This window comes from Streptomyces sp. B21-105 (assembly GCF_036898465.1).
Taxonomy (GTDB): domain Bacteria; phylum Actinomycetota; class Actinomycetes; order Streptomycetales; family Streptomycetaceae; genus Streptomyces.
Genome location: NZ_JARUMJ010000001.1, coordinates 5,271,763 through 5,298,377 on the forward strand (window position 1 = coordinate 5,271,763; position 26,615 = coordinate 5,298,377).

General features: G+C 72.0%; 24 protein-coding genes. 12 read left to right on the forward strand and 12 right to left on the reverse strand.

The annotated features are described in order from the left end of the window. Positions 1 to 5: 5 nt before the first annotated feature. Entirely contained in the window at positions 6 to 371 is a 366-nt protein-coding gene (locus tag QA802_RS23800; RefSeq protein ID WP_319169401.1) for a YbjQ family protein, read from the reverse strand. 138 nt (positions 372 to 509) lie between these two features. Here QA802_RS23800 and QA802_RS23805 point away from each other — a divergent pair, with 138 nt between their 5' ends. Next, positions 510 to 1,535, forward strand: a complete 1,026-nt coding sequence (locus QA802_RS23805; protein ID WP_334526243.1) for a DedA family protein — start codon at positions 510 to 512, stop codon at positions 1,533 to 1,535. A 27-nt stretch (positions 1,536 to 1,562) separates the two neighbouring features. Here the strand turns inward: QA802_RS23805 and QA802_RS23810 are convergent, their stop codons facing one another. Together QA802_RS23810 and QA802_RS23815 are read right to left on the reverse strand one after the other, a co-directional pair. Next, a complete protein-coding gene (locus QA802_RS23810) occupies positions 1,563 to 3,224 on the reverse strand; it encodes a threonine/serine exporter family protein (protein WP_334526246.1) in 1,662 nt (553 codons plus the stop codon). A gap of 116 nt (positions 3,225 to 3,340) precedes the next feature. Continuing rightward, positions 3,341 to 3,832 carry an inorganic diphosphatase gene (locus QA802_RS23815; protein WP_007452023.1) on the reverse strand — a complete coding sequence of 164 codons (492 nt, stop codon included), beginning with the start codon at positions 3,830 to 3,832 and terminating at the stop codon, positions 3,341 to 3,343. Positions 3,833 to 3,911: 79 nt separating this feature from the next. Here QA802_RS23815 and dacB point away from each other — a divergent pair, with 79 nt between their 5' ends. The 6 genes from dacB to folE all read left to right on the forward strand — a co-directional run bounded on the left by dacB (position 3,912) and on the right by folE (position 11,695). After that, positions 3,912 to 5,576 (forward strand): D-alanyl-D-alanine carboxypeptidase/D-alanyl-D-alanine endopeptidase, encoded by a 1,665-nt coding sequence (gene dacB, locus QA802_RS23820; protein WP_443042171.1) that lies wholly within the window; start codon positions 3,912 to 3,914, stop codon positions 5,574 to 5,576. A gap of 142 nt (positions 5,577 to 5,718) precedes the next feature. Continuing rightward, positions 5,719 to 6,852 (forward strand): Rv3626c family coenzyme F420 biosynthesis-associated protein, encoded by a 1,134-nt coding sequence (locus QA802_RS23825; RefSeq protein WP_334526249.1) that lies wholly within the window; start codon positions 5,719 to 5,721, stop codon positions 6,850 to 6,852. A gap of 191 nt (positions 6,853 to 7,043) precedes the next feature. Further along, complete coding sequence (gene tilS / locus QA802_RS23830) at positions 7,044 to 8,078, forward strand: tRNA lysidine(34) synthetase TilS (RefSeq protein WP_334526252.1); 1,035 nt, start codon at positions 7,044 to 7,046, stop codon at positions 8,076 to 8,078. Positions 8,079 to 8,152: 74 nt separating this feature from the next. Next, entirely contained in the window at positions 8,153 to 8,713 is a 561-nt protein-coding gene (hpt, locus tag QA802_RS23835) for a hypoxanthine phosphoribosyltransferase (RefSeq protein WP_093780137.1), read from the forward strand. Positions 8,714 to 8,898: 185 nt separating this feature from the next. Further along, entirely contained in the window at positions 8,899 to 10,938 is a 2,040-nt protein-coding gene (ftsH, locus tag QA802_RS23840; protein WP_334526259.1) for an ATP-dependent zinc metalloprotease FtsH, read from the forward strand. 151 nt (positions 10,939 to 11,089) lie between these two features. Beyond that, complete coding sequence (gene folE, locus QA802_RS23845; protein WP_319169391.1) at positions 11,090 to 11,695, forward strand: GTP cyclohydrolase I FolE; 606 nt, start codon at positions 11,090 to 11,092, stop codon at positions 11,693 to 11,695. A 93-nt stretch (positions 11,696 to 11,788) separates the two neighbouring features. Here the strand turns inward: folE and QA802_RS23850 are convergent, their stop codons facing one another. The 6 genes from QA802_RS23850 to QA802_RS23875 form a co-directional block, all read right to left on the reverse strand. Continuing rightward, positions 11,789 to 12,274: a DUF3180 domain-containing protein gene (locus tag QA802_RS23850; protein ID WP_266724783.1), complete on the reverse strand. Its 486-nt coding sequence runs from the start codon at positions 12,272 to 12,274 to the stop codon at positions 11,789 to 11,791. A 56-nt stretch (positions 12,275 to 12,330) separates the two neighbouring features. Next, positions 12,331 to 12,942 carry a 2-amino-4-hydroxy-6-hydroxymethyldihydropteridine diphosphokinase gene (gene folK / locus QA802_RS23855; RefSeq protein WP_334526265.1) on the reverse strand — a complete coding sequence of 204 codons (612 nt, stop codon included), beginning with the start codon at positions 12,940 to 12,942 and terminating at the stop codon, positions 12,331 to 12,333. Further along, complete coding sequence (gene folB / locus QA802_RS23860) at positions 12,939 to 13,298, reverse strand: dihydroneopterin aldolase (RefSeq protein ID WP_334526268.1); 360 nt, start codon at positions 13,296 to 13,298, stop codon at positions 12,939 to 12,941. The genes folK and folB overlap by 4 nt, the downstream gene beginning before the upstream one ends. A 280-nt stretch (positions 13,299 to 13,578) precedes the next feature. Then, positions 13,579 to 14,091, reverse strand: coding sequence for a nuclear transport factor 2 family protein (locus QA802_RS23865; RefSeq protein ID WP_334526271.1), 513 nt, complete (start codon positions 14,089 to 14,091; stop codon positions 13,579 to 13,581). Beyond that, positions 14,088 to 15,008: a dihydropteroate synthase gene (folP, locus tag QA802_RS23870; RefSeq protein ID WP_334526274.1), complete on the reverse strand. Its 921-nt coding sequence runs from the start codon at positions 15,006 to 15,008 to the stop codon at positions 14,088 to 14,090. The genes QA802_RS23865 and folP overlap by 4 nt, the downstream gene beginning before the upstream one ends. A 95-nt stretch (positions 15,009 to 15,103) precedes the next feature. Then, positions 15,104 to 16,915, reverse strand: a complete 1,812-nt coding sequence (locus QA802_RS23875) for a phosphatidylglycerol lysyltransferase domain-containing protein (protein WP_334526277.1) — start codon at positions 16,913 to 16,915, stop codon at positions 15,104 to 15,106. A 235-nt stretch (positions 16,916 to 17,150) separates the two neighbouring features. On the opposite strand from QA802_RS23875, the gene QA802_RS23880 reads away from it, so the two are divergent. Both QA802_RS23880 and QA802_RS23885 read left to right on the forward strand, forming a co-directional pair. Further along, positions 17,151 to 18,296, forward strand: a complete 1,146-nt coding sequence (locus tag QA802_RS23880) for an alpha/beta hydrolase (protein ID WP_334526280.1) — start codon at positions 17,151 to 17,153, stop codon at positions 18,294 to 18,296. A gap of 147 nt (positions 18,297 to 18,443) precedes the next feature. Continuing rightward, complete coding sequence (locus tag QA802_RS23885; RefSeq protein WP_334526283.1) at positions 18,444 to 19,994, forward strand: hypothetical protein; 1,551 nt, start codon at positions 18,444 to 18,446, stop codon at positions 19,992 to 19,994. A gap of 25 nt (positions 19,995 to 20,019) precedes the next feature. Here QA802_RS23885 and QA802_RS23890 read toward each other — a convergent pair whose 3' ends face one another. After that, positions 20,020 to 21,294, reverse strand: coding sequence for a PH domain-containing protein (locus tag QA802_RS23890; protein ID WP_334534844.1), 1,275 nt, complete (start codon positions 21,292 to 21,294; stop codon positions 20,020 to 20,022). Between the two features lie 140 nt (positions 21,295 to 21,434). After that, entirely contained in the window at positions 21,435 to 21,977 is a 543-nt protein-coding gene (locus QA802_RS23895) for a PH domain-containing protein (RefSeq protein ID WP_334526286.1), read from the reverse strand. 31 nt (positions 21,978 to 22,008) lie between these two features. Here QA802_RS23895 and QA802_RS23900 point away from each other — a divergent pair, with 31 nt between their 5' ends. Continuing rightward, complete coding sequence (locus QA802_RS23900) at positions 22,009 to 23,160, forward strand: NADH-quinone oxidoreductase subunit D (RefSeq protein ID WP_319169382.1); 1,152 nt, start codon at positions 22,009 to 22,011, stop codon at positions 23,158 to 23,160. 33 nt (positions 23,161 to 23,193) lie between these two features. On the opposite strand, the gene QA802_RS23905 is transcribed toward QA802_RS23900, so the two are convergent. Then, a complete protein-coding gene (locus QA802_RS23905; RefSeq protein WP_443042172.1) occupies positions 23,194 to 24,432 on the reverse strand; it encodes an SAM-dependent methyltransferase in 1,239 nt (412 codons plus the stop codon). A gap of 154 nt (positions 24,433 to 24,586) precedes the next feature. On the opposite strand from QA802_RS23905, the gene QA802_RS23910 reads away from it, so the two are divergent. Further along, on the forward strand, positions 24,587 to 25,792 hold the full coding sequence (locus QA802_RS23910; protein ID WP_334526290.1) for a sensor histidine kinase: 1,206 nt from the start codon (positions 24,587 to 24,589) through the stop codon (positions 25,790 to 25,792). Between the two features lie 135 nt (positions 25,793 to 25,927). After that, positions 25,928 to 26,596 (forward strand): response regulator, encoded by a 669-nt coding sequence (locus QA802_RS23915; RefSeq protein ID WP_306949975.1) that lies wholly within the window; start codon positions 25,928 to 25,930, stop codon positions 26,594 to 26,596. Positions 26,597 to 26,615 lie beyond the last annotated feature (19 nt).

Genomic DNA, 26,615 nt, shown 5'->3' on the forward strand with positions numbered 1-26,615 from the left:
CGGGGCTACTCCCGGGTCACGATCACGGCCGTCCCGTACGCGCACACCTCCGTGCCGACGTCGGCGGCCTCCGTCACGTCGAAACGGAACGCGAGGACGGCGTTGGCCCCCCGCGCGCGTGCCTGCTCGACGAGCCGTTCCATGGCCTGGTTGCGGGTCTCCACGAGGGTCTTCGTCAACCCCTTGAGCTCGCCGCCGATCATCGACTTCAGGCCCGCGCCGATCTGGCTGCCCAGGTGCCGTGAGCGCACCGTCAGCCCGAAGACCTCGCCGATGACCTGCTGCACCCGGAAGCCGGGTACGTCGTTCGTGGTGACGACCAGTACGTCCGGCTCGGGGCCCTGCCCGCCGCCGTAATCATCGATGCCCATGTTCACAGGTTTGACCAAGGAGAGGCACAGTGCATCCTGGGGGAGCCCCCGGGAACCTGGTCCCGCGGCACCGCGTTGATAGCTTTGGGCGGCCAGGTCGCCCACCGACCGCCTTCACCCCTCAGGAGCCCGGAACCCGTGACTACCCTCGCCCTCGGCCCCGAGTGGATTACTCCGGACTATCTGATCTCGACGTTCGGCCTGGTCGGCATCCTGGTCATCGTCTTCGCCGAGTCGGGCCTGTTCGCCTTCCTGCCGGGCGACTCCCTGCTGTTCACCGCCGGTCTGCTGGTTGCCGACGGCAAGTGGATCCACCAGCCGCTGTGGCTGGTGTGCACCCTGATCGTGGTCGCGGCCGTCCTCGGCGACCAGGTGGGTTATCTCATCGGCAAGTTCTTCGGACCGAAGCTCTTCAGCCGGCCCGACTCCAAGCTCTTCAAGAAGGAGAACCTGGACAAGGCCCACGAGTTCATCGAGCGCTACGGCCCCAAGGCGATCGTGCTGGCCCGTTTCGTCCCCATCGTGCGCACCTTCGCGCCGATCATCGCCGGCGCCGGCCGCATGAAATACCGCACGTTCATCACGTACAACGTGGTCGGCGGCATCCTGTGGGGCACGGGCGTCACGGTCGCGGGCTACTTCCTCGGCCAGATCGACCTCATCAAGGAGAACGTCGAGGCGATCCTGGTCCTGATCGTCCTCATCTCGGTCGTCCCGGTGGTCATCGAGGTCCTCAAGGCCCGCAAGGAGGCCCGCAACGCCTCGGCCGCGCAGGAGGAGCCCGCCCGGCACGAGCCCGCCCGGCAGCAGGCGCAGCACTCGCCGTACGGGCAGTCCCCGGTCATGGACGACGCGACGACCCAGCTCCGCCGCATCGACCAGCAGCAGCCGTACGGCGACCAGGGCCACCGCGAGCACCAGGGCCACCACGGCCACCAGAACGGGCACGGCCACCAGAGCGGCCAGGATCACCAGAACGGCCAGGGCCAGACCTACGAGAACGAGTACTACGGCCGGCCGTACCCGCAACAGCAGCAGAACCCCCAGCAGCAGTACCCCCAGGAGTGGCAGCAGCAGCCCGCCCAGCAGCAGCCCCCGCAGCAACAGCAGCCGTACGACGGCGCCCGGCACAACGGCCAGTACCCCCACAACCAGGGGTACTAGCGCGCGGGTGCCTGGGGCGCGGGGGCGTCAGAACCCCCGCGTCCGCTTGGCGGCCCGCCGCTTGTCGGCGGAGCCCACCCGCAGGAACAGCCGCGAGATCTCGGAACCGAGGTTCACCCCGATGGCGATGGCCATCGCCAGTGCCGCGGCCTTGGTGATCGACACCAGCCCCGCGTCCACCTCGTTCTGCGCGATCGACAACAGCCCGAAGTAGGTGGCCGATCCGGGCAGCAGCGGCCCGATCGCGGCGGTCGTGTACGGCAGCGCGGACGCGAACCGGTAGCGCGACAGCAACTGCCCGAACAGCCCCACCACCCCGGCGGCGACGGCCGTGGAGGCCACCGGCGAGATGTCACCGGCGTAGTACATCGCGCCGTACACCGACCAGGCCACCCCGCCGTTCAGCGTCACGGCCAGCACGGTGGACCGTTCCTGCTGGAGCAGCACCGCGAACGTCAGGGACAGCAGCATGGACGCGCCGATCTGCCACAGCGGCCGCTTGGAGACGCCCAGCGACACGTCCGGGTTGAGATGCGCGCCGAGCTGAACCCCGACGTAGAGCATCACCAGCACGCCGATCACGATGCCCACGAAGAAGTACATGACCTCCAACAGGCGTGCCGCCGCGGTGATGTAGAAGCCCGTCAGGCCGTCCTGGACGCCCGCCACCAGCGCCCGCCCGGGCAGCAGCGCGAACAGCCCGCCGGTGATGACCGCGGACGCCTTCACGTCGACGTCCGCCAACGTGAGCGCGATGCCTATCGCGGCCGGCGGCATCGCCGCCACCAGGAACTGGTAGAACTCCGGCAGTCCGCGCCCCGCGCACAGCCACGCCAGCCGGTCGCCGAGCATCGCGCCGAGCAGAGCCGCCACGAACACGACCGCGTCACCGCCGACCAGCACCGAGGCCGCGCCCGCGAGCAGTCCGCTCGCGGACGTCAGCACCCAGGTCGGGTAGGGGTGCCGGTTGCGGCGTATCTCCGCCAGGCGCCGGTAGGCGTCCTCCAGGGAGAGGTGGGTGTCGGCGTCGCTCAGGTCGTCCACGAGCTGGAAGACGGCCGCCAGGCGCGTGTAGTCGGTGCCCCGGCGGCGCACCGTCCGCGACGCCGTCACCGGGTCCTCCACCAGGGACGGCTGGTACGAGATGGCCAGCAGCGTGAACGTGACGTTGGGCTCGCAGCGGTCCAGCCCGTAGGAGCGGCAGACCGCGAACATGGCGGCCTCCACGTCCTCGGCGCCCTCCCCGCCCGCCAGCAGCAGTTCGCCGATGCGCAGCGTGAGGTCGAGCACGCGCGGGACGGCCGGGCCGCCCTCCTCCGTCTTCGGTCCCGGCTCCGGCGCGGGCCGCTCGGTGACCGGCATCCGCAGCATCGTGCGCATCCGGTCCTGCCAGGGCAGGTCCTTGGTCAGGCTCACCAGCGGGACGCCGGCGGCCGGCGTGAAGGCGGCCGGCGCCTCCCGGGCGCTGTAGGTGCTCGGCACGCTGAACGCCGATCCCTCGCCCTCCCCGGCGGCCGGCTGGCTCACGTCCAGCCCCTGCGGAACGGCGAACTCCGAGGTGGTCTCGGGTTCCCCGCCGGTTCTGGGGACGGTCAGCCCCACCGGCATCGCGAACTCGGACGTGATCTCGGGATCGAAGGCGGTCCTCGCCTCGTCCGACTGCGGTTTGCGATTCTCCGCCTCCGACACTCAGCAACGCTCCCTGAACGACACCTTCCGTAGGCCTCAGTATGCGCACAGACGCCCGAGAGGGCCGTACGCGCATGCGTGCGGCCCTCTCGTCGACATCAGAGGCGACCGGGGCCTCAGTGACCGCCCTGGTCCTTGAAGCGCTTGTAGGACCGCTCGATCTCGGCCTCGGCGTCGGTGCGGCCGACCCAGTCGGCGCCCTCGACGGACTTGCCGGGCTCCAGGTCCTTGTAGACCTCGAAGAAGTGCTGGATCTCCAGCCGGTCGAACTCCGACACGTGGTGGATGTCGCGCAGGTGCTCCACGCGCGGGTCCGTCGACGGGACGCACAGCAGCTTGTCGTCGCCGCCGGCCTCGTCGGTCATCCGGAACATGCCGATCGCGCGGCAGCGGATCAGACAGCCCGGGAACGTGGGCTCGTCCAGGATGACCAGCGCGTCCAGCGGGTCACCGTCCTCGCCGAGGGTGTTCTCGACGAATCCGTAGTCGGTCGGGTAGGCGGTCGAGGTGAAGAGTCGACGGTCCAGGCGGATCCGACCGGTCTCGTGGTCCACCTCGTACTTGTTCCGCGAACCCTTCGGAATCTCGATCGTGACGTCGAACTCCACCGGTGGCTCCTCCATGATCAACACATAGTTCTGGTGGTTAAGTGTCCCTCACGCCGGTGTGTGATCGCGAAAGGGGCTGGTGTTCGTGCCGGAGCTGAGGCCTTGGCGGGCCGCGAGACCGCACGTGGTGCGGGTCACGGACGCCGTGAGACCCCGTCTGGCACGGGCTGCAGGGATCGTACGGCCTCGTCTCGCGCGCGTGGCGGCGAGCGCGGGGCCGCAGGTCGCACGGCTCACGCGGGTCGCGAGGCCGCAGCTCGCGCGGCTCACCGGGACCGGTCCGAACGCCCGGTCCTGGCAGTACGGCGCGGGCGCGGCGACCGTGGGACTGGCGCTGGCCGCCGGTGTGGTGACCGTCGCCGGTCCCTGGGACGCCACCGGTCAGCGTACGGCCGAGCGGGACCGGGCGACCGCCCTCGCACGGACGGGTGGCGGAGATCACGGACGTACGGCGGATTCGTCCCGTACGTCCACCGCCGCGGCCGGTGCGCCGCGCCCCGCCCCCAGCGCCGCCTCCGTCCTGGTCGGCCTCGGCGGCGGCGTCACCGTCGTCAAGTCCGCACCGAACGCCGTGCCGACGGGCGCGGGCGTCGCGGGCGTCCTGAACCCCCTCCTGGCCGACCCGGTCCTCGGCGCGCGGCACGCCGCCGCGGTCGTCGACGTCGCCACCGGCAAGCACCTGTACGGCGCCGGGGCCGGGACGGGGCTGACGCCGGCCTCCACCACGAAGATCGCCACCGCGGTCGCCGCGCTCTCCGCGATGGGCGGCGAGCACCGCCTCACCACCCGCACGGTGCTCGAACCCGACACCAAGGAGCTCGTGCTCGTCGGCGGCGGCGACCCCACCCTCACGGCCCGCGACGACGACCGCGCGGGCTGGGCCGGTCTGCGCGCCCTCGCCGCGTCCTCCGCCGCCGCCCTGAAGAAGCGCGGCCTCACCCACGTGACGCTGTCGTACGACACGACCCTGTACGCGGGCAGCGAAGTTCATCCCATCGGGCCCAACGGCAACCTCGCCCGTGTCACCGCCCTGTCCGCCGACGAGGGCCGCCCCGACGGCTCCACCAGCGGTCCGGTCACGCGCGTGCCCGACCCCGCGGCCGACGCGACCCGCACGTTCGCCGCGTTTTTGAAGGCCGACGGCATCACCACGACGCCCCCCGGCCCCTCCAAGGCCACCACGCGCGCGAAGAGCCTCGCCTCGGTCTCCTCGCCGCCGCTTTCGGTCCTGGTCGAGCGGATGCTGACCAACAGCGACAACGACATCGCCGAGGCCCTCGCCCGGCACACCGCCCTCGCGACCGGCGTCCGCGCCGACTTCGCGGGCGGCGGCGCCGCGGTCCGGGCCCAGTTGAAGAAGCTCGGGCTGCCGACGGCCGGCGTCCGCATCAAGGACGGCAGCGGACTCGACCGCCAGGACCGGATCACGGCGAACCTGCTGACCGCCCTCCTGGTGAAGGCCGGCGACCCGGCCCGTCCCGACCTGCGCCCCGTCCTCACCGGCCTGCCCGTCGCGGGCTTCACCGGCACCCTCGCCGACCGCTACAGGGACGGCGCGGCCGGCGTCGTCCGCGCCAAGACGGGCACCCTGACCGGCGTGAACGCCCTCGCCGGCACGGTCGTCGACCAGGACGGACGGCTCCTCGCCTTCGCCTTCCTGGCCGCCGGCACGACCGACGCGGGGGCGGCCCAGGCGGCGCTGGACAGGGCGGCCACGGCGCTCGCGGGCTGCGGCTGCCGCTGACGTCGGGAGGGCGGGCCGCACCCGACGGCCGCGGCCCACCCCGGAGGCACCCCCCGAGGCACCCCCGACCCCGACCCCGACATCTCCCTGACCGGCCTCCCGCGGCCTGCCCCCGGCGGCGGCGCTCACGTACGGTTGACGCATGACGAGCATCGGTGGTGCTGCATCTGCGGGGATGGTCGACTGGAATCTGGCGGTGGCGACCGCGACCCGGCTGGTGCGGCCGGGCCCGGAAGTCAGCCGCGACGAGGCACGGGCCGTCGTCGCGGAACTGCGCCGGCACGCCAAGGCCTCGGAGGCGCACGTCCGGGGCTTCACCCGGATGGCCACCGAGGAGCTCCACGACACCCCCATCCTCGTCGTCGACCGCCCCGGTTGGGTGCGGGCCAACGTCGCGGGCTTCCGGGAGATCCTCAAACCCCTCCTGGACAAGATGCAGGAACGACGCGGCAACACCCCCGGGGGCGCGGTCCTCGGAGCCGTCGGCGGCAAGGTCACCGGCGTCGAACTCGGCATGCTGTTGTCCTTCCTGTCCTCCCGCGTCCTCGGCCAGTACGAGACCTTCGCGCCGGCCACCCGTGAACTCCCCGCCGGCGCGGGCGGCGGCGGGCGGCTTCTGCTCGTCGCGCCGAACATCGTCCACGTGGAACGCGAACTCGACGTCCACCCCCACGACTTCCGCCTCTGGGTCTGCCTCCACGAGGAGACGCACCGCACGCAGTTCTCCGCCGTGCCCTGGCTGCGTGACCATCTCGAGGGAGAGATCCAGTCGTTCCTGGGCGAGACCGACGTCGACCCCTCGACCTTCCTCGAGCGGGTCCGGGAAGCCGCCCAGTCCCTCGCCGGCGGCCGCCCCGAGGGCGAGGAGGACGACGGGGGCCACTCCCTGGTCGAACTCGTGCAGACGCCCGCCCAGCGCGAGATCCTCGCCCGCCTCACCGCCGTGATGTCCCTCCTCGAAGGCCACGCCGACTTCGTCATGGACGGCGTCGGCCCCGACGTCGTCCCGACCGTCGCCGAGATCCGCGAGAAGTTCCAGCAGCGCCGCGCCAAGGGCGCCTCCCGGCTCGACATCGCCCTGCGCAAGCTCCTCGGCCTCGACGCCAAGCTCAAGCAGTACCGGGACGGCGAACGCTTCGTGCGCGCCGTCGTCGACCAGGTCGGCATGGACGGCTTCAACCGCGTCTGGACCTCCCCGAACACACTTCCGACCAAGGCCGAGATCGGCAAACCGGCGGACTGGATCGCGCGCGTGCACCGCAAGGCCGAGTCGTGACCTCGCGAAACCCGATGAGCCGAATCCGGCCGACGGCAGGCGAACGCCCCTTCAATCACCCGTCCGAGGGACCGTCGGCCCCGGGCAGGCGTGCAATGCTCGGGGAACGCCCCGGTTCTGTCACCATCTACACACTCTGAGTGACCGAACCCGGGCTCAGCCCCCGAAAACTTCATGAAGGGAACCGGACAATGGGTCCCCATCCTGCGGTCGCGGCGATACGCCTGGCGGTCCGCCGCGTACTCCACGACGTCCTCAACGACCACCCCGCCCCCCGAGTGAGCGCCCACGAACACCCGCCGTCGCCGCCGCTCGTGCTCGTGGCGTGCTCCGGCGGCGCCGACTCCATGGCCCTCGCCTCCGCCCTCGCCTTCGAGGCCCCCCGGCTCGGCATCCGCGCCGGCGGCGTCACCGTCGACCACGGCCTGCAGCCCGGCTCCGACCTGCGCGCCGCGGAGGTCGCCCTGCGGCTGCGCGAACTCGGCCTCGACCCCGTCGAGTCCACCGCCGTGACCGTCGGCCGCGAAGGCGGCCCCGAGGCAGCCGCCCGCGACGCCCGCTACACCGCCCTCGACGCCGCCGCCGAGCGCCACGGCGCCGCCGCGGTCCTGCTCGGCCACACCCGCGACGACCAGGCCGAGACGGTCCTGCTCGGCCTCGCCCGCGGCTCCGGCATCCGCTCCCTGTCCGGCATGGCCGCCGTCTCCGGCGGACCGGGGGCCGCCCGCCGCTACCGCCGCCCCTTCCTCCAGCTCGACCGGCAGACCGCCCGCAAAGCCTGCATGGTCCAGTCCCTGCCCGTCTGGGACGACCCGCACAACGCCGACCCCGCCTACACCCGCTCCCGGCTCCGCCACGAGGGTCTGCCCGCCCTGGAGAAAGCCCTCGGCAAGGGCGTCGTCGAAGCGCTGGCGCGGACCGCCCAGCTCTCCCGCGACGACGCCGACGCGCTCGACGCGTGGGCCGGCCAGGCCGAGTCCTCCGTACGGGACGCGGCCGGTCTGCTGGAGTGCGCCAAGCTCTACGCCCTGCCGCCCGCCGTGCGCCGCCGCATCCTGCGCCGCGCCGCGATCGAGGCGGGCGCTCCGGCCGGCTCCCTCTTCGCCCGGCACATCGAAGAGGTCGACCGGTTGATCACCGGATGGCGCGGCCAGGGGGTCATCAATCTTCCCGGCAAAGTCGTCGCCCAGCGCCAGGGTGGCAGACTGGTGATTCGGCAAGGCTGACTCGGGCCCTCCGCCAGGACCGCTCACGTGGTCGTCGTGGGCGGTCCCGGCGGCCGGTAGGACAACCGAAAGTGATGCGGGTGGACGCGAAAGACATGGGCACCGACCTCAAAGAGGTGCTCATCACCAAGGAAGAGATCGACGCGAAGCTGGTCGAACTGGCCGCGAAGATCGACGCGGAGTACGCGGGCAAGGACCTGCTCATCGTCGGTGTCCTCAAGGGCGCGGTGATGGTCATGGCCGACCTCGCTCGGGCCCTGTCCACCCCCGTCACCATGGACTGGATGGCCGTGTCGTCCTACGGCGCGGGCACCCAGTCCTCCGGCGTGGTGCGGATCCTCAAGGACCTCGACACCGACATCAAGGGCAAGCACGTCCTCATCGTCGAGGACATCATCGACTCCGGCCTGACCCTGTCCTGGCTGCTGTCCAACCTCGGCTCGCGCGAGCCCGCCTCGCTCAAGGTGTGCACGCTGCTGCGCAAGCCCGAGGCCGCCAAGGTGGCCATCGACGTCGAGTGGGTCGGCTTCGACATCCCCAACGAGTTCGTCGTCGGCTACGGCCTCGACTACGCCGAGAAGTACCGCAACCTCCCGTTCGTCGGTACGCTCGCCCCCCACGTCTACGGCGGCTGAACCCGAAAAGCCGGGGCCCCTTACGAAGATCGGGAACCCCGGCGGGCCTCACGCCGTTGGAGCATGCAGACGGGTGCGCCAGCCGTCCCGTGCGGCTTCGCGCGACGAAGCTGGGGTACCGTCAGAAGAACTGTCTTATCAAACTCACTATGGCAGGAGGGACGGGGCGACACCGCTCCGTATGGATGGACGTGAAGCGATACTTCCGTGGGCCGGTCATGTGGATCGTGCTGGCCGTCCTTGCCGTGGTCGTGTTGATGCAGGTCGTCGGCTCGTCCGGCGGCTACAAGACGGTGGACACCGGCCAGGTCATTGCAGCGATCAACGACAACAAGGTCGAGTCGGCCAAACTCACCACCGGTGACGAGCAGACCATCAAGGCCACGCTCAAAGACGGCGTGAAGATCAAGGGCAGCTCGAAGATCCAGGCGAGCTACATCGGCGATCAGGGCGTGACGATCGCCAACACGCTGCAGACCAAGTACCAGGACAAGCAGATCCCGGACGGCTACACGGTCTCGCCGACGAAGCAGAACGCCTTCGTCGGGATCCTGCTGTCCCTGCTCCCCTTCGTCCTCATCGTGGTCGTCTTCCTGTTCCTGATGAACCAGATGCAGGGCGGCGGCTCCCGGGTCATGAACTTCGGGAAGTCCAAGGCCAAGCTCATCACCAAGGACACCCCGAAGACCACTTTCGCCGACGTCGCCGGGTCGGACGAGGCAGTCGAGGAACTCCACGAGATCAAGGAGTTCCTCCAGGAACCGGCGAAGTTCCAGGCCGTCGGCGCCAAGATCCCCAAGGGCGTGCTCCTGTACGGCCCGCCCGGCACCGGCAAGACGCTCCTCGCGCGCGCCGTCGCCGGTGAGGCGGGCGTCCCCTTCTACTCGATCTCCGGTTCCGACTTCGTCGAGATGTTCGTCGGCGTCGGCGCCTCCCGGGTCCGCGACCTCTTCGAGCAGGCCAAGGCGAACGCCCCGGCGATCGTCTTCGTCGACGAGATCGACGCGGTCGGCCGCCACCGCGGCGCCGGCCTCGGCGGCGGACACGACGAGCGCGAACAGACCCTGAACCAGCTCCTCGTCGAGATGGACGGCTTCGACGTGAAGGGCGGCGTGATCCTCATCGCCGCCACGAACCGACCCGACATCCTCGACCCGGCGCTGCTGCGCCCCGGCCGTTTCGACCGCCAGATCGCGGTCGACCGCCCGGACATGCAGGGCCGTCTGGAGATCCTCAAGGTCCACCAGAAGGGCAAGCCGGTCGCGCCCGACGTCGACCTGTCCGCCGTCGCCCGCCGCACCCCCGGCTTCACCGGTGCCGATCTCTCCAACGTGCTGAACGAGGCCGCGCTGCTGACGGCCCGCTCGGACAGGAAGCTGATCGACAACCACATGCTGGACGAGGCGATCGACCGTGTGGTCGCGGGCCCGCAGAAGCGGACCCGGATCATGTCGGACAAGGAGAAGAAGATCACTGCGTACCACGAGGGCGGCCACGCCCTGGTCGCGGCGGCCTCCCCGAACTCCGACCCGGTCCACAAGATCACGATCCTCTCGCGAGGCCGCGCCCTGGGCTACACGATGGTCCTGCCGGAGGAGGACAAGTACTCCACCACGCGCAACGAGATGCTGGACCAGCTCGCCTACATGCTGGGCGGCCGCGCGGCCGAGGAGCTCGTCTTCCACGACCCGACCACGGGCGCGGCGAACGACATCGAGAAGGCCACCGCCACGGCCCGCGCGATGGTCACCCAGTACGGCATGACCGAGCGGCTGGGCGCGATCAAGTTCGGCGGCGACAACACCGAGCCGTTCCTCGGCCGTGAGATGGCTCACCAGCGCGACTACTCGGAAGAGGTCGCCGCGCTGGTGGACGAGGAAGTCAAGAAGCTCATCGAGAACGCGCACAACGAGGCCTGGGAGATCCTGGTCGAGAACCGCGACGTCCTCGACAACCTGGTGCTTCAGCTGCTGGAGAAGGAGACGTTGAACAAGGAGCAGATCGCCGAGGTCTTCTCCGCCATCGTCAAGCGCCCGGCGCGGCCCGCCTGGACCGGCTCCTCGCGTCGCACGCCGTCCACCCGTCCGCCGGTGCTCTCCCCCAAGGAGCTCGCTCTGACGAACGGCGCCAACGGCGCCACCCCGGCGATCTCGACCGCGAAGTCCACCGCGGTCGACGCCGGCCCGGTGGCCGAGCCCAGCCCGGAGGAGCGCCCCGAGAGCTGATGTGCTCCCGGCGGCCTCAACAGGCCCGGAATGGATGCCGCGCCCCCCAGGTTCTAGCCTGGGGGGCGCGGCATTTCCTCTCCACCAAGTTCGATGCCGCAGATGAGGCGCGTGACCGGTACGCGCTACCCGCACAGGAACGAGGCACCAGATGACCGACCCCGTGACGCTGGACGGCGAGGGCTTGATCGGCGAGTTCGACGAGAAGCGCGCCGAGAACGCCGTACGGGAGCTCCTGATCGCGGTCGGCGAGGACCCGGACCGCGAGGGACTTCAGGAGACGCCGGCGCGGGTGGCGCGGGCGTACCGGGAGCTGCTGGCGGGCCTCAGGCAGGAGCCCGAGGATGTGCTGACGACCACGTTCGACCTCGGCCATGACGAGATGGTGCTCGTCAAGGACATCGAGATCGTCTCGCTGTGCGAGCATCACATGCTGCCGTTCCACGGTGTCGCCCACGTGGGGTACATCCCGGCGGAGTCAGGGAAGATCACGGGCCTGTCGAAGCTGGCGCGGCTGGTCGAGGTGTTCGCGCGCCGCCTTCAGGTCCAGGAACGCCTCACCACGCAGGTGGCGGACTCTCTCATGCGGATTCTCGAGGCCCGCGGTGTGATCGTCGTCGTCGAGGCCGAGCACATGTGCATGTCCGTGCGCGGGATCCGTAAGCCGGGCGCCAAGACCACCACGTCCGCGGTGCGGGGGCAGCTCAGGGACGCGACGACCCGCGCGGAGGCGATGAGCCTGATACTGGCGCGCTGACCCCGCCGCGCCGGCACCCACCCACACCGCCGGCGCCCCGCGCACGCCGGCACCCCGCGCGCGCCGACCCCGCCGCACTCATGCGCGGCGGGGTCACGCCGTCGAGGCCGCGCCGTTCTCGTGGTCGTCGTCCTCCGGGAGCTTGCAGACGCGTTCCAGGAAGATGGCCGCCGCTATGACGGCGATGCCCGCCAGGACCGAGAAGCCGGCGTAGATGGCCTGGTCGCGGCGGGCGGGGATGTCCAGGGACTCCAGGAGGAAGACGCCCGTGCCTCCGTACATGCCGGAGACGAGGGCGGCCACGAGGGCGCTGGCCTGGCCGAAGACGACCGCGCGGGCGGCCATCAGCGGGTCGACGCCCTTCGCCTCGGGGCGGCGCTCGCGCTGGGCCTTGAGGCGCGAGCGCAGCGAGATCGCCGTGGCGAGCAGGATCACCGCGATCACGGCGAGCACGATGGGCGCGGCCAGCGGGACGCTGGGCAGGGTTCCGACCGAGTTCCAGAGGCGGGCGCCCGCCCAGGACAGGACGCCGGCCACGACGAACACGCCTGCCAGCACCCTGATGTGCAGCTCTCTCACGGTGTCCCTTCAGCTCCCCCGCAGTGGTCCTGCGACCTTCCTGTTGACCTTAACGACTACTCGGGCAGGTGGAGTTCCAGGTCCTCGCGGGCGGCGACGCCCTCACGGGTGACGGCGTCGAGAAGGTCGGCGACCGCGCCGAGGCCGGGGAGTTGGGCCTCGGGCTCCACGTCGTGCCAGGGCGCGAGCACGAACGCCCGCTCGTGGGCGCGGGGGTGAGGGAGGGTGAGCTGCGGGTCGTCGTCCACGACGTCGGCGTACGCGACGATGTCGACGTCCAGCGTGCGTGCGCCCCAGCGTTCCTCCCGGACCCGGTGGAAGGCCTCCTCGACGGCGTGCGCGCGCTCCAGGAGGGAGGACGGCGGCAGGGTCGTCTTCAGCAGGACCACCGCGTTGAAGTACGACGGCTGGCTGCCGGGCTCGACGCCCCAGGGCGCCGTCTCGTACACGGGGGAGACGGCCTTGATGCGCACGCCCGGGGTGTCCTCGAGGGCGTCGATGGCGCCCTGCAGCGTCTCCAGGCGGTTGCCCAGGTTGGAGCCGAGGGAGAGCACGGCGCGTTTCGGGTTGTGCAGGGTGGTGTCGGCGGCGTCGACCCTCTCGACGACGGAGGCGGGCACCGGCTGGACGGTCGGGTCGCTCTGACCCCCGGCGAAGAACGCGGTCATACTCGGCTCCGGGTGATGGTGACGGTCACGTCGTCGAAGGGGACGGTGATCGGGGCGTCCGGTTTGTGGACGCAGACCTCGACCTCCCGGACCACTTCGTGCTTCAGACAGACCTGGGCGATGCGTTCGGCGAGCGTCTCGACGAGGTCGACGGGCTCGCCCTCGACGACGGCCACGGTCTCCTCCGCCACGATGCCGTAGTGCACGGTCTTCGCCAGGTCGTCGTCGGCCGCGGCCGGACGGGTGTCCAGGCCGAGGACGAGGTCCACGATGAAGGTCTGGCCCTCCTCGCGTTCCTTGGGGAACACGCCGTGGTACCCGCGGGCCTTCAGGCCGCGCAGCGCGACACGATCCACGCGAATCACTCCTGCAGTCGTCGGTTCCGGCCGGTGCGTGCCATGTGCGGGCGGCACCCCGGCCACGCTCGAATCTACCCGCGAGCACTGACAGACCCGGTCTCCGGCCGCGACGGCCGGGGCGGGAGCCAGACATTTCACCGGCCGTTCCCCGTGGGGAACCCGGTGGCTCACGGGTTGGTAGCCGCCCCTACCCACGGGTTCGTGATTCCAACCACTTCTTCGCCCTGGTGGGCCGTCCGGGGCCCGCCGCCGGCTCCCGGGGGCCGCTCCCGACCGCTCAGGAGGGGGTGTCCTCCTCGTCGTCGTCATCGTCCTCGTCGTTCCCGGCCAGCACCGGGGAGGCGTGGTGCGACCAGAGCTTCCAGCCGTCCGGCGTGCGGCGGAACACGTTGGTGGCGACCACGAGCTGGCCGACGAGCGGTCCGAGCTCCTCGCCGGCCTCCGGCGCCGGACCGCCGCTGAGGATGTTCTCGGTGCAGTTCACCAGGGCGGTGTCGCCGGTGACCGAGACGTGCACGTCGGTCAGGAAGAACTGGATGTAGTCGGTGTTCGCCATGATCAGCGCGTACGACCGCAGGACCTCGCCGCGGCCGGTGAGCGCGGGCCAGCCGGGGTGCACGCAGGAGACCACGCCGACGTCCGCCGGGTCGTGGTAGGTCTCGTCCACGCCCAGGTCGGACGGGGCCAGCCAGAAGGAGGAGACCCCCTCGAAGTCCCCCTGCTCCAGTGCCTCGTAGAAGGCGGTGTTGGCGGCTTCGACCTCCTCGACGTCCGTGTGTGGGGCGCTCACCGGGCTCCTTCCGCCCGCGCCGGGCCGGGTGCGCCCGCGCCGGGCGTACGCCTTTCCTCGCGCGCCCCTTCCACGGCGCGCGCGACCTGCACCGCGTCGGCCGTCGCGCGGACCTCGTGCACACGGACGGCCCAGGCGCCGGCCTGTGCCGCGAGGGCGGAGACGGCGGCGGTAGCGGCGTCGCGCTCGCGCGCGGGGGGCGGGGCGCCTTCCGGTCCGGCCAGGACCCGGCCGAGGAACCGCTTGCGGGAGGCGGCGACGAGCAGCGGATGCCCGAGGGCGTGCAGCCGGTCGAGGTGGGCGAGCAGGGTGAGGTCGTGCTCGGCCTCCTTGGAGAAGCCGAGTCCGGGGTCGACGACGATGCGGTCGGGGGAGACGCCGCCGGCGAGGACGGCGTCCACGCGCGCGTGGAGCTCGTCGACCACCTCGGCGACGACGTCGGCGTAGACGCCCCGGACGTTGCCGCCCTCGAGGAAGCCGCGCCAGTGCATGACCACGAAGGGGGCGCCCGCGTCCGCCACGGTGGGAATCATCGCCGGATCGGCGAGGCCGCCGCTGACGTCGTTGACGAGGGCGGCGCCGGCCGTCAGGGCCCGGGCGGCGACGGAGGCGCGCATGGTGTCGACGGACACGACGACGCCTTCGGAGGCGAGACCGCGGACGACGGGGACGACCCGGCGGAGCTCCTCGGCCTCGTCGACGCGGGTGGCGCCCGGGCGGGTGGACTCTCCGCCGACGTCGACGAGGTCCGCGCCCTGGGCGACGAGGTGGAGGCCGTGCTTGACGGCGGCGGTGGTGTCGAACCACCGGCCGCCGTCGGAGAAGGAGTCGGGGGTCACGTTGACGACTCCCATGACCGCGCAGCGGTCCCATTGGGGAAGTCCGACGACGCGCCCGCGTCCGCTCTGCTTGCTCATATGTTCAGCGTAGGCCCAGGAGGCAGCCGCGCCGTGGTGCGGCCCAGGGGCAGGGCCCGGCCCGGGAACGCGGCGGCTCCGCGGGCCGGTGCGGCCTATGCCGCCCGTACGTCCCTCTCCGCCACGGCGTGCGCACACGCGCGGGGCGCGCCGGCGCGGCGGCGCAGGAAGCGCGGCAGGGGGAGGGCGAAGTTGACGAAGCCTTCGGCCTGCATGGCGGCGAAGCCGATGCGGGGCAGGTCGCCGGAGGCCCGGTAGACGACGAAGCGGGGCTCCCAGCGGGGCTGGAACTTGGCGTTGAACTTGTACAGCGACTCGATCTGGAACCAGCGGGAGAGGAAGACCAGCAGCCCGCGCCAGGCGCGCAGCACGGGACCGGCGCCGATCTTCTCGCCGCGGGCCAGGGCCGAGCGGAACATGGCGAAGTTCAGCGACACGCGCGTGATGCCGAACTTCGGTGCGGCCTGGAGAGCGGCGACGATCAGCAGTTCGTTCATGCCGGGGTCGGCCGAGCGGTCGCGTCGCATCAGGTCGAGGGAGGCGCCGTCCGGGCCCCAGGGCACGAAATGCAGGATCGCCTTCAGGTCGCCGTACTCGCCGGGGACCTCGTCGGCCTTGTGGGCGGTGGCGATGAGGCAGTCCCCGTCGGAGGCGTCGCCGACGCGGCCCAGAGCCATGGAGAAGCCGCGCTCGGTGTCGGTGCCGCGCCAGTTCTCGGCGGCGCGCCGGATGCGGTCCAGTTCGGCCTCGCCCAGGTCACGTACGCGCCGGACCCGGGTCTCGTAACCGGCGCGTTCGATGCGCTTGACCATTTGGCGCACGTTGCGCATCGCGCGGCCGGCGAGGGAGAAATCCGCCACGTCCACCACCGCCTCGTCGCCCAGCTCCAGGGCGTCCAGGCCGGTCTCGCGGGTCCACACCTCGCCGCCGGTCTCCGAGCAGCCCATGACGGCGGGCGTCCAGGAGTGGGCCTTGGCCTCGTCCATGAAGCGTTCGATGGCGCCGGGCCAGGCCTCGACGTCGCCGATGGGGTCGCCGCTGGCGAGCATCACGCCGGAGACCACGCGGTAGGTGACGGCGGCCTTGCCGCTGGGGGAGAAGACGACGGCCTTGTCACGGCGCAGTGCGAAGTGGCCGAGGGAGTCGCGCCGGCCGTGCTTGTCCAGCAGGGCGCGCAGACGGTTCTCGTCCTCCTCGGTGAGGCGCGCGGCCGGGTGCTCGGGGCGGAAGGCGAGGTAGATCGTGGTGACGGCGGTGATCCAGCCGAGGGCGCCGAGGGAGAAGGCGACCGTCCAGGAGGTGTTGCCCTGGTAGTCGACCGGGCCCTCGAAGCCGAAGAGGCCGTACAGGACGTGCGTGATGCGATCGGCCAGGCTCGGGTCGCCGATCAGGCGCCCCGGGTGGACGCTGACGATGACCAGGCCGAGGCCCAGGGAACCGGCGCCCATGAGGACGAAGTTGGCGAGCGCGCGCCAGCGGCTGCGCGGGTCGGGCAGCGCCGTGAACTGGTCGCGGTGCACCAGGAGCGGGATGAGGAGGGCGACCGAGATGAGCGCGCCCACGATCGAGTGCCGGTACACGAACTGTGAGATCGCGCCGGCCGGGAGCAACACGACCGCGGCTCGCCAGGCCCGCCGCTTGCCGCGCCGGAGACCGTGGGCGAGCAGCAGCAGCAGGACGCCCGCGCTGAGCGACAGCGCGGCCGCGAAGGGCCCGAACGAACCGGGCAGCACCTCGGCGAAGGTGTGCATACGGCTGTGGCGGAACCGCGGGAAGACGCCGGCGGCGACGTCCAGCAGGCCCACGAGGGCACAGGCCCGGGCGACGAGGGACGGCACGGCCGCGGGGCGTGGACCCCGCACTATCCGCCGCACCCGGCTGGTACGGGGCGGAACCCCACCCGACATTTCCCCATCTTCGGTGACAGACATCGCATCCCGTAGTTCCGCGAGAGACATTGGACCCGGTGCCGATTCGGGCATCCGGCGACATTGCGCCCTCTAGGACGGTGTCTTGGGGAGAGAGGTTCACTCGTCTCGCCAAAGCCGTTGAAAAGACCAGGGAAAGTTCGGGACAAGCCCTCGCGAAGGAGTCGGGGGAGCGGGCGTGATTCCGGACGGAGAGCAGGCAGGGAAACACCGCATGGGTCTCACGAGCAACAAAGTGCTGCTGCTGTCAGTGCTGTTCGCCGTATCGCTGTTCATCGGCACGGTGTGGCTGTGGCCGCGTCTGGGCAAGCGCAACTGGCGGGCCGTCGGCGGGCGGGTCGGGCTGCTGTTCGCCACACAGTTGGCACTCTTCGCGTCCATAGGGCTGTCCGCCAACCAGGCGTTCGGCTTCTACGCCAGTTGGGCGGACCTGTTCGGTCAGGAGACGGATCAGGGCGTGGTCGTCGACCACGCGAAGGGCGGCGTGCCGGCGGGTCCGCTGCGGGTGGTCGACACCCGGCGGGTGGACGGCAACGGCAGCGGGATGCCGCGCTTCGGAGGACAGATCCAGAAGATCGCCGTCGTCGGGCGTACGACGGACATCGCCACGCCCGCGTTCGTGTACCTGCCGCCGGAGTACTTCGATCCGCAGTTCCGCACACGCACCTTCCCCGCGACCGTGGTCCTCACGGGCTACCCGGGCACGGCGGAGGCGCTGGTGAACAAGCTGCACTACCCGAGCACCGCGCGGACGCTCGCGAAGAACGGGCGCATGGAGCCGATGATCCTGGTGCTGATGCGGCCGACGGTGGCGCCGCCGCGGGACACCGAGTGCGTGGACATCCCGGACGGCCCGCAGACCGAGTCGTTCTTCGCCAAGGACCTGCCGGAGGCCGTGACGGCCCACTACCGGGTGAACAAGCGGCCCGGCGGCTGGGGCATCATCGGCGACTCCACGGGCGGCTACTGCGCGCTGAAGCTGGCGATGCACCACCCGGAGGTCTACGGGGCGGGTGCGGGCCTGTCCGCCTACTACAAGGCGCCGAGCGACCCGACCACCGGCGACCTCTTCCACGGGAACAAGAAGCTCCGCAATGAAGCCGATCTGCACTGGTTTCTGAAGAATCGTTCCGCTCCGGCCACCTCGCTGCTCGTCACCAGCAGCAAGGTCGGCGAATCCAACTACAAGGCCACGCTGAAGTTCATAGAGCTGGCGAAGAACACCCACCGGACCAAGATCTCGTCGATCATCCTGGAAAGCGGCGGTCACAACTTCAACACCTGGCGCCGGGAGATCCCGCCGACCCTGGAGTGGGTCAGCGAGCGCCTCACCGTGCGGCGAGGGGGCGACGCGGGGTGACGTGGGAGTCCGGGACCGGAAATGATCTTGCCGTTTGTCGAATTCGGTGACAGCAGAGTTTCCCGATGCCCTGTGAAGGCATCGGTACGGCTGCGTTTTTGTGGGGCGGGGCGCCAACATTCGCCTACGCGCGGTAAGTTTCTGGCCATGCCACGTGGACGTCACCGTCATTCCCCTCCTCTGCACAGGCTGCTGCCCCCCTCGGTGATCGCAGGCGTCTCCCTTGTCTGCGCTCTCGGCCCCTGGGTGTTCACGCAACAGACGACTCTCCGCGGCCTGGCGGCGGCGGCCGCGGTCACGGCGATCGTCGGCGCGGTCGTGATGCGCCGCTGGGACGTGCAGGCCGGAAAACACGTCGCCGACCTCACGCGCGCGCGTGCCGGTGACGAGTGGCGGTACGAGGAACGTGTCGCCGAACTGGAGAGCGACCTCGACGAGTCGCGTGAGCTGCGGGTCAAGCTGGAGCAGCGACTGCGGGCCAAGCGCGCCGAACTCGCCGGCCTGCGCAACGAGCACGCGGCGCTGCTGCGCCGCTACGCCACCGCGGAGACCGAGCGGGCCAGCGCCCTGGAGGGCCGCCGACTGCTCGAGATAGAGGCGGTGCCCGCGCTGCCCGGCCCCCCCGCGAGCGAGGCCACCGCGGATTCCGGGGCCGTCGAGGCTCCGGACCCGGTCGAGGGCGCGGCGGCGGACGAGGCGGCTGCGGCGGCGGACGATGCGGCGGCTGAGGCCGAGCCGGATGAGCCGCGCGAGGCAGGCGAGGACGGGTCGCGGATCCCGGCGGTCTTCTCGCCCGAGGGTTCGAAGCTGTTCCTGCGGGCACAGGCCGCGCTGGCACGGCTGGACACCGACGGCGTCGAGCCCCCGAAGGGCGAGGACCTCGCCGCGGACCCTGCCGGGGAGGAGCCCGCGCGGCCGTCCGCCGCGGAGGCCGGGGCCGCCGACGGCGACGCGAACGCCGCCCAGGAGGGCGAGGCGCAGGGGAAGCCCGAGGCGGTCGACGAGCACGCGCGCGCGACCGCCCCCCAGCCGGCAGCCGACGACGAGCCCTCGCAGGACATCACCCCACAGGACGTCGACACCCCGCACGACGCGGCCCTGGAGACCGAGGGGCCGGAGGAGGACGCGGCCCCGGGGACCGCCCCGGGGACCGCCCCGGAGAACGAGCACCCCGGTGCCCTGGCCGACGCCCCGGAAGCCGTCAGGTCCCGTGGGGAGTCGTCCCACGCGCGGACCGCGCCGCAGCCCGAGCCGCCCCTGGACCCGGAGCCCGGCACCGCCCCGGCGCCCACCGCCCCCGCCCCCGCCCCCGTCGAGACCGCAGCGGCGGGTGCGGGCCACGCGCTCGTGCCACGTCCCGCCGCGCCCGTGCGGCCGCCGTCCGGCCACTTCGCCGTGCCGACCGCCGTGGCCGTCGTACCGGCCGCTCGGCCCGTGCGGCGCCCGACGGCCGAAGGCGGGTTCGACTTCTTCGGCACCAAGAGCGAGTCGGCGCCGTACGCCATCGAGTCCGTCCAGAACGAGGACCTGGCGGACGTCGTCGGCCAGGAGGCCCTCGCCCTGCACAAGGCCGAGTCCGAGGCGGAGTTCAAGGCGGCGGACGAGGCGTCGCGCGGAGTCGGCCAGGTGATCGACCTGACCGCCCACGACGAGACGGAACAGATCGACCTCCAGCAGCTCCGCAGCGCCGTCTCCTGACGGGGCGCCTGACGAGGCGAGCGGGTCAGGCCATCCACCGGTCGGGCCGGGCGTCACGGCGCCCGGTCCGAGACCGTTCGGCCTGGCCGTCGAGCAGCCGCGCGGCCTCCTGCACGTCCCTCAGCCGGGCTGTGACGGTCTTGCCGGCCCCCGTGTCCACATGGACGTCCGCCAGGCCCCAGAGACGCTGCCAGGGCCCCTGCGTCAGCCGCACGCTCTGTACCTTGGCGTGCGGCACCAGCGACAGCCGGCGGCGCAGCAGGCCGTGCCGGGCGGCGAACACGCTGTCCGTGACGGTGATGCCGAAGCCCCGCCACCACACCGGCACGCACCGCCCGGCCCGGCGCGGCGGGCGCTCCAGCGCCGCTTCGGCCGGGACGGCCACCCCGGGCAGCACGCGTGCGACGACGTTCTCCGCGGCCGCGTACGGGGCGACCGGCACGAGCACGGAGTTGGCGGAGCCGGCCACGTCCAGCTCGACGCGCACCCAGCGGCGTCGCCGCCACAGCAGCGGCTGGACGATCCGCACGGTCTGCACCCGTCCGGGCGGCACCGTCTCGTGCCTGCGGTCCAGGAGGCCGCGGTCGATCCGCAGCCCGTCCGGCGACTCCCCGACCGTCCAGTCGTACTCGCCGGCGAACCGTCCCACGCTGCTCGCACCGGCCGCGCCGAGCAACGGCACCCCGGTCGCCAGGACCGTCCACACACTGTGGGTGGCCAGCCACAACACGGGCGGCACGACGAGTGCGGCGGCCAGCGCGCCCCAGGTGGCGCCCGTCAGCGCCAGCGCGATCGCCAGTTCACGCGCCGGCACCCGGAGCACCTCGCGCGCGGGCGCCTCACCGACCTCGTGCGCCGTCTCCGGGGCGAAGCCCGCCGCGCGCGCGAGCAGCTCGGCCCGCAGCGTGCGGGCCTCCTCCTCGCCCAGGAAGGCGAGTTCGTCCTTCTTCTCGGCGCCGACGACGTCCAGCCGGAGTTTCGCCACGCCCGCGACGCGGGCCAGCAGCGGCCGACTGACGTCGACCGCCTGAATGCGTTCCAACCGGATGTGCGCGGTGCGCCGGAACAGCAGCCCGGTCCGGATGCGCAGTTCGCCCTCGGTGACCGCGAAATGGGTGAACCACCAGCTCAGAAAGCCGTACAGGGAGGCCGCGGGCACGAGGACGGCGAGCGCGATCAGCAGCGTCGTCGTGGTCAGCCGGGTGAGCTGCTCCTGCGCCTGGTTCGGGTCGTGCACCGCCCAGCCGGCCAGGACGGCGACGGGCGCCCAGGCCCGTCGGAACGGCGTCACGGGGTGCAGTCGGCGCTCGGCGGCGAGCGGCGCCGGGCCTGCCCCGGACGTGCCGGGCGCCTGCGGCCCGCCGTCCTCCTGGCCGTTCGCCAGGCCCTCCTGGCCGTTCGCCAGGCCGTCCTCTGCGCCGTCCTGCACGTCCGGCGCCGTCACAGCCCCGCCGATCGGGCCTCGCCGAGTGCGGTGAGCCGGTCGCGCAGCCGTTCCGCCTCGGCGGGGTCGAGACCCGGGATGGCGGCGTCGGTCGCGGCGGCCGCGGTGTGCAGCTGGACGCCGGCCAGCCCGAAGTGGCGCTCGACGGGGCCGGAGGTGACCTCGACGAGCTGCATGCGCCCGTACGGCACGACGGTCTCCTCGTGCCACAGCACGCCCCGGCTGATCAACAGGTCGTCGGCCCGCTCCGCGTACCGCCAGGAGCGCCAGTTGCGGCCGAGCAGCACCCAGCCCCAGCCGATGCCGGCCAGCGGCAGCAGCGCGAACGCGGCCCACGCGGGGCCGACGAACAGGCCGAGCAGCACCCCGGTTCCGACGGCGGCCGGCACCAGCCACATCACCAGCAGCAGCCGCCGCATCCGCAGCAGGCCCGGCGGCAAGCCGGTCCACACCGGTCCGGCTTCCGTCGTCCCCGCGCCGCCGGCGGCCTCCGCGCCCTCCGCTGCGCCCCCCGGGCTCACCGGGCTCCCCGTCTCCATGGGCCCAGCGTACGTAGGGGAGACTGGTGCCATGACTCCCACGACGGAGACCACGGTCGGGATCGGCGGCGCCGCGGAGAGCACCGACATGGTGCTCAACATCGGCCCCCAACACCCCTCCACGCACGGTGTGCTGCGGCTGCGGCTCGTGCTGGACGGCGAGCGCATCCAGCACGCGGAGCCGGTGATCGGCTACATGCACCGCGGCGCCGAGAAGCTGTTCGAGGCCCGCGACTACCGGCAGATCGTCATGCTGGCCAACCGTCACGACTGGCTGTCGGCGTTCTCCAACGAGCTGGGCGTGGTCCTCGCGGTGGAGCGGATGCTCGGCATGGAGGTCCCCGAGCGCGCGGTATGGACCCGCACGCTGCTCGCCGAGCTGAACCGGGTGCTCAACCACCTGATGTTCCTCGGGTCCTACCCCCTGGAGCTCGGCGGCATCACTCCCGTGTTCTACGCCTTCCGTGAGCGCGAGGTGCTGCAGAACGTGATGGAGGAGGTCTCCGGCGGGCGCATGCACTACATGTTCAACCGCGTCGGCGGCCTCAAGGAGGACGTGCCGGCCGGCTGGGCCTCCCGCGCGCGCGGGGCGGTCGCCGCCGTGCGCTCCCGGATGGACGTCTTCGACGACCTCGTGCTCGGCAACGAGATCTTCCGGGGGCGCACACGGGACGTCGGCGTCCTCGCGCCGGAGCATGTGCACGCCTACGGCGTGAGCGGGCCGATCGCGCGCGGCTCGGGCGTCGATTTCGACCTGCGCAGGGACGAGCCCTATCTCGCCTACGGGGAGCTGCAGGACACCCTGAAGGTGGTGACACGCACCGAGGGCGACTGTCTCGCGCGCTTCGAGTGCCTCCTGGAGCAGACGTACAACGCGCTCGCTCTCGCGGACGCCTGCCTGGACCGCCTGGCCGAGCTGGCGCCCGGACCGATCAACCAGCGGCTGCCGAAGGTCCTCAAGGCGCCCGAGGGGCACACGTACGCGTGGACCGAGAACCCGCTCGGCATCAACGGCTACTACCTCGTCAGCAAGGGCGAGAAGACGCCGTACCGGCTGAAGCTGCGCTCGGCGTCGTACAACAACATCCAGGCGCTCACCGAACTGCTGCCGGGCACGCTGGTCGCCGACATGGTGGCCATCCTGGGGTCGATGTTCTTCGTGGTGGGAGACATCGACAAATAGGCGGGCCTTCTCGCTGTCGGTCCACAGGCGCGCTCAATCGCCTTCCGGCACCCGTGCGGCGTCCGGATCCGGTACGGCCGCCGGGTCCGGCTGCGCGGTCAGCGGGTTCGCGATGCCGACCGGCTGGACCAGCCAGCCGAAGTCGCCCAGTCCGCCCGGTGCGGTGAGCTCGCCGGCCGCTCCCGCGCTCACGAGGGCGCGGACATATGCGGCTGGGTCCGTGGAGGCGAGCGCGAGCGGGGGGCGTGCACCCGTGACGCCCAGGGCGTGCAGCGCCGCACGTTGGGTGAGCAGGCGTGCGCCGGGGCGCGTGCCGGTGTCGGGGCGCGCGGGGGAGCCGGAAAGCGTGTGCGGCGCGGCCGCGCGCGTCGCGGCTCTCGCTCCCGCCTCCGCGCACGCGTCCAGCGCCACGTGTGCCGTGATGTCGCACGACCCGTCCGGCAGGGGCGCGGTCTCGCGACCGTCCCGGAACCCGGTGAGAGTCCCGTACGGGGGGCGTGCGTCCGCGGTGTGGGCGTAGTCCGCCGCCACCGCGAGCCCCCGTTCGACGCAGGCCACGGCCGACGCCCACGCCAGGTCCCTGGGCAGCCCGATCTCGGCTCGCAGCCCCTCCTCGCCCCCCGACGGCCACCAACGCGCCAGCCAGTCCGCCTCCGCTCCCGACACCGGCTCCCCGAGCCGCTCGGTCCCGTCCTCCCGGACGAGGACCAGCCGCGCCACCCCGGCGGAGTCGACCTCCGCGACCTCGACGGGGACGTTGTCCAGCCACTCGTTGGCGAACAGCAGCCCGGTGACGGCCGCCGGCGGTTCGGGGAGCCACTCGATCCGGTGAGCGAGGCCCTCGGGGCGGCCGGCGATCTCGACGGCGTACACGCGCGTGCGGGCGAGCACGCCGGCGGGGAGCGCCGCCAGCACCGCGACGACCAGCTCGCCCCGGCCGGCCGCCATGTCGACGAAGTCGAGCGACTCGGGCCGGCCCAGCGCCTCGTCCACCCGGCACAGCAGCCGGGCCACGGCCTCGGCGAAGAGCGGCGAGGCGTGCACGGACGTGCGGAAGTGCCCGGCGGGACCTTCGGGCCGCCGGTAGAAGCCCTCCATGCGGCCGCCCGAGCCCGGCGTCCCCGGCGATCCCGTCGAAGCCGGATCAGCCACGTCCAGCGCGCTCGTCGCGCTCGGCGCGGCCGGTGCGCCCGTTCCGCCCGTTCCGCCCGTTCCGTACAGCGCGGCCTGCGTCGCGGCGCGCCAGCCGCGCCACTCGCCCGAGCCGGTCACCTCGTCCGCCAGACCTCGTCCACCCGGACAGACTAGGCGGCCGGACCAGGCGTACAGGTGATCGCGGCATCCACCTTGCGGAGTACACGCGCCCCTACCGGATCGACCCTCCGGTTGACCCCTGCACGCATCGGGCTTCCCTACGCTGGGTTACGTGCAGCGCCTCTATGACTTCCTCCGCAGAAACCCGACCGGGGTCGACGGCTTCTGGGCCCTCGTCCTGTTCGGGATCTCTGTCGCGGCCGGAACCGCCGGCCAGGACCAGCGCGGAGGCACCCACTCCATCGCGCTGTACGTGCCCGTCGTGCTCCTGCTCTGCCTGGTCATCGCGCTGCGCAGGCGGCTGCCCGAGAAGATGCTGCTGCTGGCCGCCGCCCTGGGGGTGGCGCAGCTGGTGCTCAACGTCTCGACGACGGCCGCAGACTTCGCCCTGCTGGTGATCGTCTACACGGTCGCGGCGAACGGCGCCCGCTGGGCGTCCCGGCTGGCGCTCGTGATGGGCCTGAGCGCGGCCACCGTCGCCCAGCTGCGCTGGTCGAACGAGAACTCGGGGGTGCTGGGCAACGTCGCGACCGTGGTCTTCCTCACGGTGCCGTTCGCGTTCGCCTGGGTGCTCGGCGACTCCATGCGCACCCGCCGCGCCTACTTCGCCCAGCTGGAGGAGCGCGCGGCCCGTCTGGAGAAGGAGCGCGAGGCGCAGGCGAAGGTCGCCGTCGCCGCCGAGCGCGCCCGTATCGCGCGCGAGCTGCACGACGTCGTCGCGCACAACGTCTCGGTGATGGTGGTGCAGGCCGACGGCGCCGCCTATGTGCTGGACGCCGCGCCCGACCAGGCGAAGGCGGCCCTGGAGACGATCTCCTCCACCGGCCGCCAAGCCCTGGCCGAGATGCGCCGGCTGCTCGGCGTGCTGCGCACCGGCGAGCACCAGGAGAGCGGCGAGTACGTGCCGCAGCCCGACGTCGAGCAGATCGAGGACCTGGTCGAGCAGTGCCGAGGCTCGGGCCTGCCCGTGGACTTCAAGGTCGAGGGGACGCCCCGGCCGCTGCCCAGCGGCGTCGAGCTGACGGCGTACCGCATCGTGCAGGAGGCGCTGACCAACACGCGCAAGCACGGCGGCCCGAACACCGGCGCGAGCGTCCGCCTGGTCTACTTCGACGACGGCCTCGGACTGCTCGTGGAGGACGACGGCAAGGGCGCCCCGCACGAGTTGTACGAGGAGGGCGGGGCCGACGGCGCCGGCCACGGACTGATCGGCATGCGCGAACGGGTCGGCATGGTGGGCGGCACTCTGGACGCGGGCCCGCGTCCGGGCGGAGGATTCCGCATCAGCGCCCTGCTCCCGCTCAAACCGGCGCATTGACGCTGACGCACGCCTCCCGTTGACACCTGTCACGCCCCCCCGTGAACCGCCCGTTCCGCTCCGCCCGCTCCGCCCGCTCCGCCCGCTCCGCCCGCTCCGCCCACGCTCCCCGACAGAAGAACGGAAGAGGACCCGATGACGATCCGCGTGATGCTCGTCGACGACCAGGTGCTGCTGCGCACCGGGTTCCGGATGGTGCTCGCCGCCCAGCCGGACATGGAGGTCGTGGCGGAGGCGGGCGACGGCGTCGAGGCCCTCCAGGTGGTGCGTTCGACGGAGGTGGACGTCGTGCTGATGGACGTCCGGATGCCGAAACTGGACGGCGTCGAGGCCACCCGGCGCATCTGCGAGGAGCCCGACCCCCCGAAGGTGCTGATCCTGACCACGTTCGACCTCGACGAGTACGCGTTCTCCGGGCTGAAAGCGGGCGCCTCCGGCTTCATGCTCAAGGACGTCCCGCCCGGCGAGCTGCTCGCCGCCATCCGCTCCGTGCACAGCGGCGACGCGGTGGTCGCGCCCTCCACCACCCGCCGCCTCCTGGACCGCTTCGCTCCGATGCTGCCCGCCACCGGCGGCGAACCCCGGCACAAGGAGCTGGAGCGGCTCACGGAGCGCGAACGCGAGGTGATGGTGCTGGTCGCCCAGGGGCTGTCCAACGGGGAGATCGCGGCCCGGCTGGTGCTCTCCGAGGCGACCGTCAAGACCCACGTGGGACGCATCCTCACCAAGCTCGGCCTGCGCGACCGTGTCCAGGTGGTGGTGCTGGCCTACGAAACGGGTCTCGTCCGGGCCGGCGGGCACTAGCTGGCCAGGCCGCGTCCCG

Coding starts and splice junctions, on each gene's coding strand:
- QA802_RS23895 (WP_334526286.1), bottom strand. CDS start 21,977: ATGGAGACGGGGAGCCCGGTGAGCCCGGGGGGCGCAGCGGAGGGCGCG.
- QA802_RS23915 (WP_306949975.1), top strand. CDS start 25,928: ATGACGATCCGCGTGATGCTCGTCGACGACCAGGTGCTGCTGCGCACC.
- QA802_RS23880 (WP_334526280.1), top strand. CDS start 17,151: ATGGGTCTCACGAGCAACAAAGTGCTGCTGCTGTCAGTGCTGTTCGCC.
- ftsH (WP_334526259.1), top strand. CDS start 8,899: ATGGACGTGAAGCGATACTTCCGTGGGCCGGTCATGTGGATCGTGCTG.
- QA802_RS23875 (WP_334526277.1), bottom strand. CDS start 16,915: ATGTCGGGTGGGGTTCCGCCCCGTACCAGCCGGGTGCGGCGGATAGTG.
- QA802_RS23900 (WP_319169382.1), top strand. CDS start 22,009: ATGACTCCCACGACGGAGACCACGGTCGGGATCGGCGGCGCCGCGGAG.
- tilS (WP_334526252.1), top strand. CDS start 7,044: ATGGGTCCCCATCCTGCGGTCGCGGCGATACGCCTGGCGGTCCGCCGC.
- folP (WP_334526274.1), bottom strand. CDS start 15,008: ATGAGCAAGCAGAGCGGACGCGGGCGCGTCGTCGGACTTCCCCAATGG.
- QA802_RS23800 (WP_319169401.1), bottom strand. CDS start 371: ATGGGCATCGATGATTACGGCGGCGGGCAGGGCCCCGAGCCGGACGTA.
- QA802_RS23825 (WP_334526249.1), top strand. CDS start 5,719: ATGACGAGCATCGGTGGTGCTGCATCTGCGGGGATGGTCGACTGGAAT.
- hpt (WP_093780137.1), top strand. CDS start 8,153: ATGCGGGTGGACGCGAAAGACATGGGCACCGACCTCAAAGAGGTGCTC.
- folK (WP_334526265.1), bottom strand. CDS start 12,942: ATGACCGCGTTCTTCGCCGGGGGTCAGAGCGACCCGACCGTCCAGCCG.
- folE (WP_319169391.1), top strand. CDS start 11,090: ATGACCGACCCCGTGACGCTGGACGGCGAGGGCTTGATCGGCGAGTTC.
- QA802_RS23885 (WP_334526283.1), top strand. CDS start 18,444: ATGCCACGTGGACGTCACCGTCATTCCCCTCCTCTGCACAGGCTGCTG.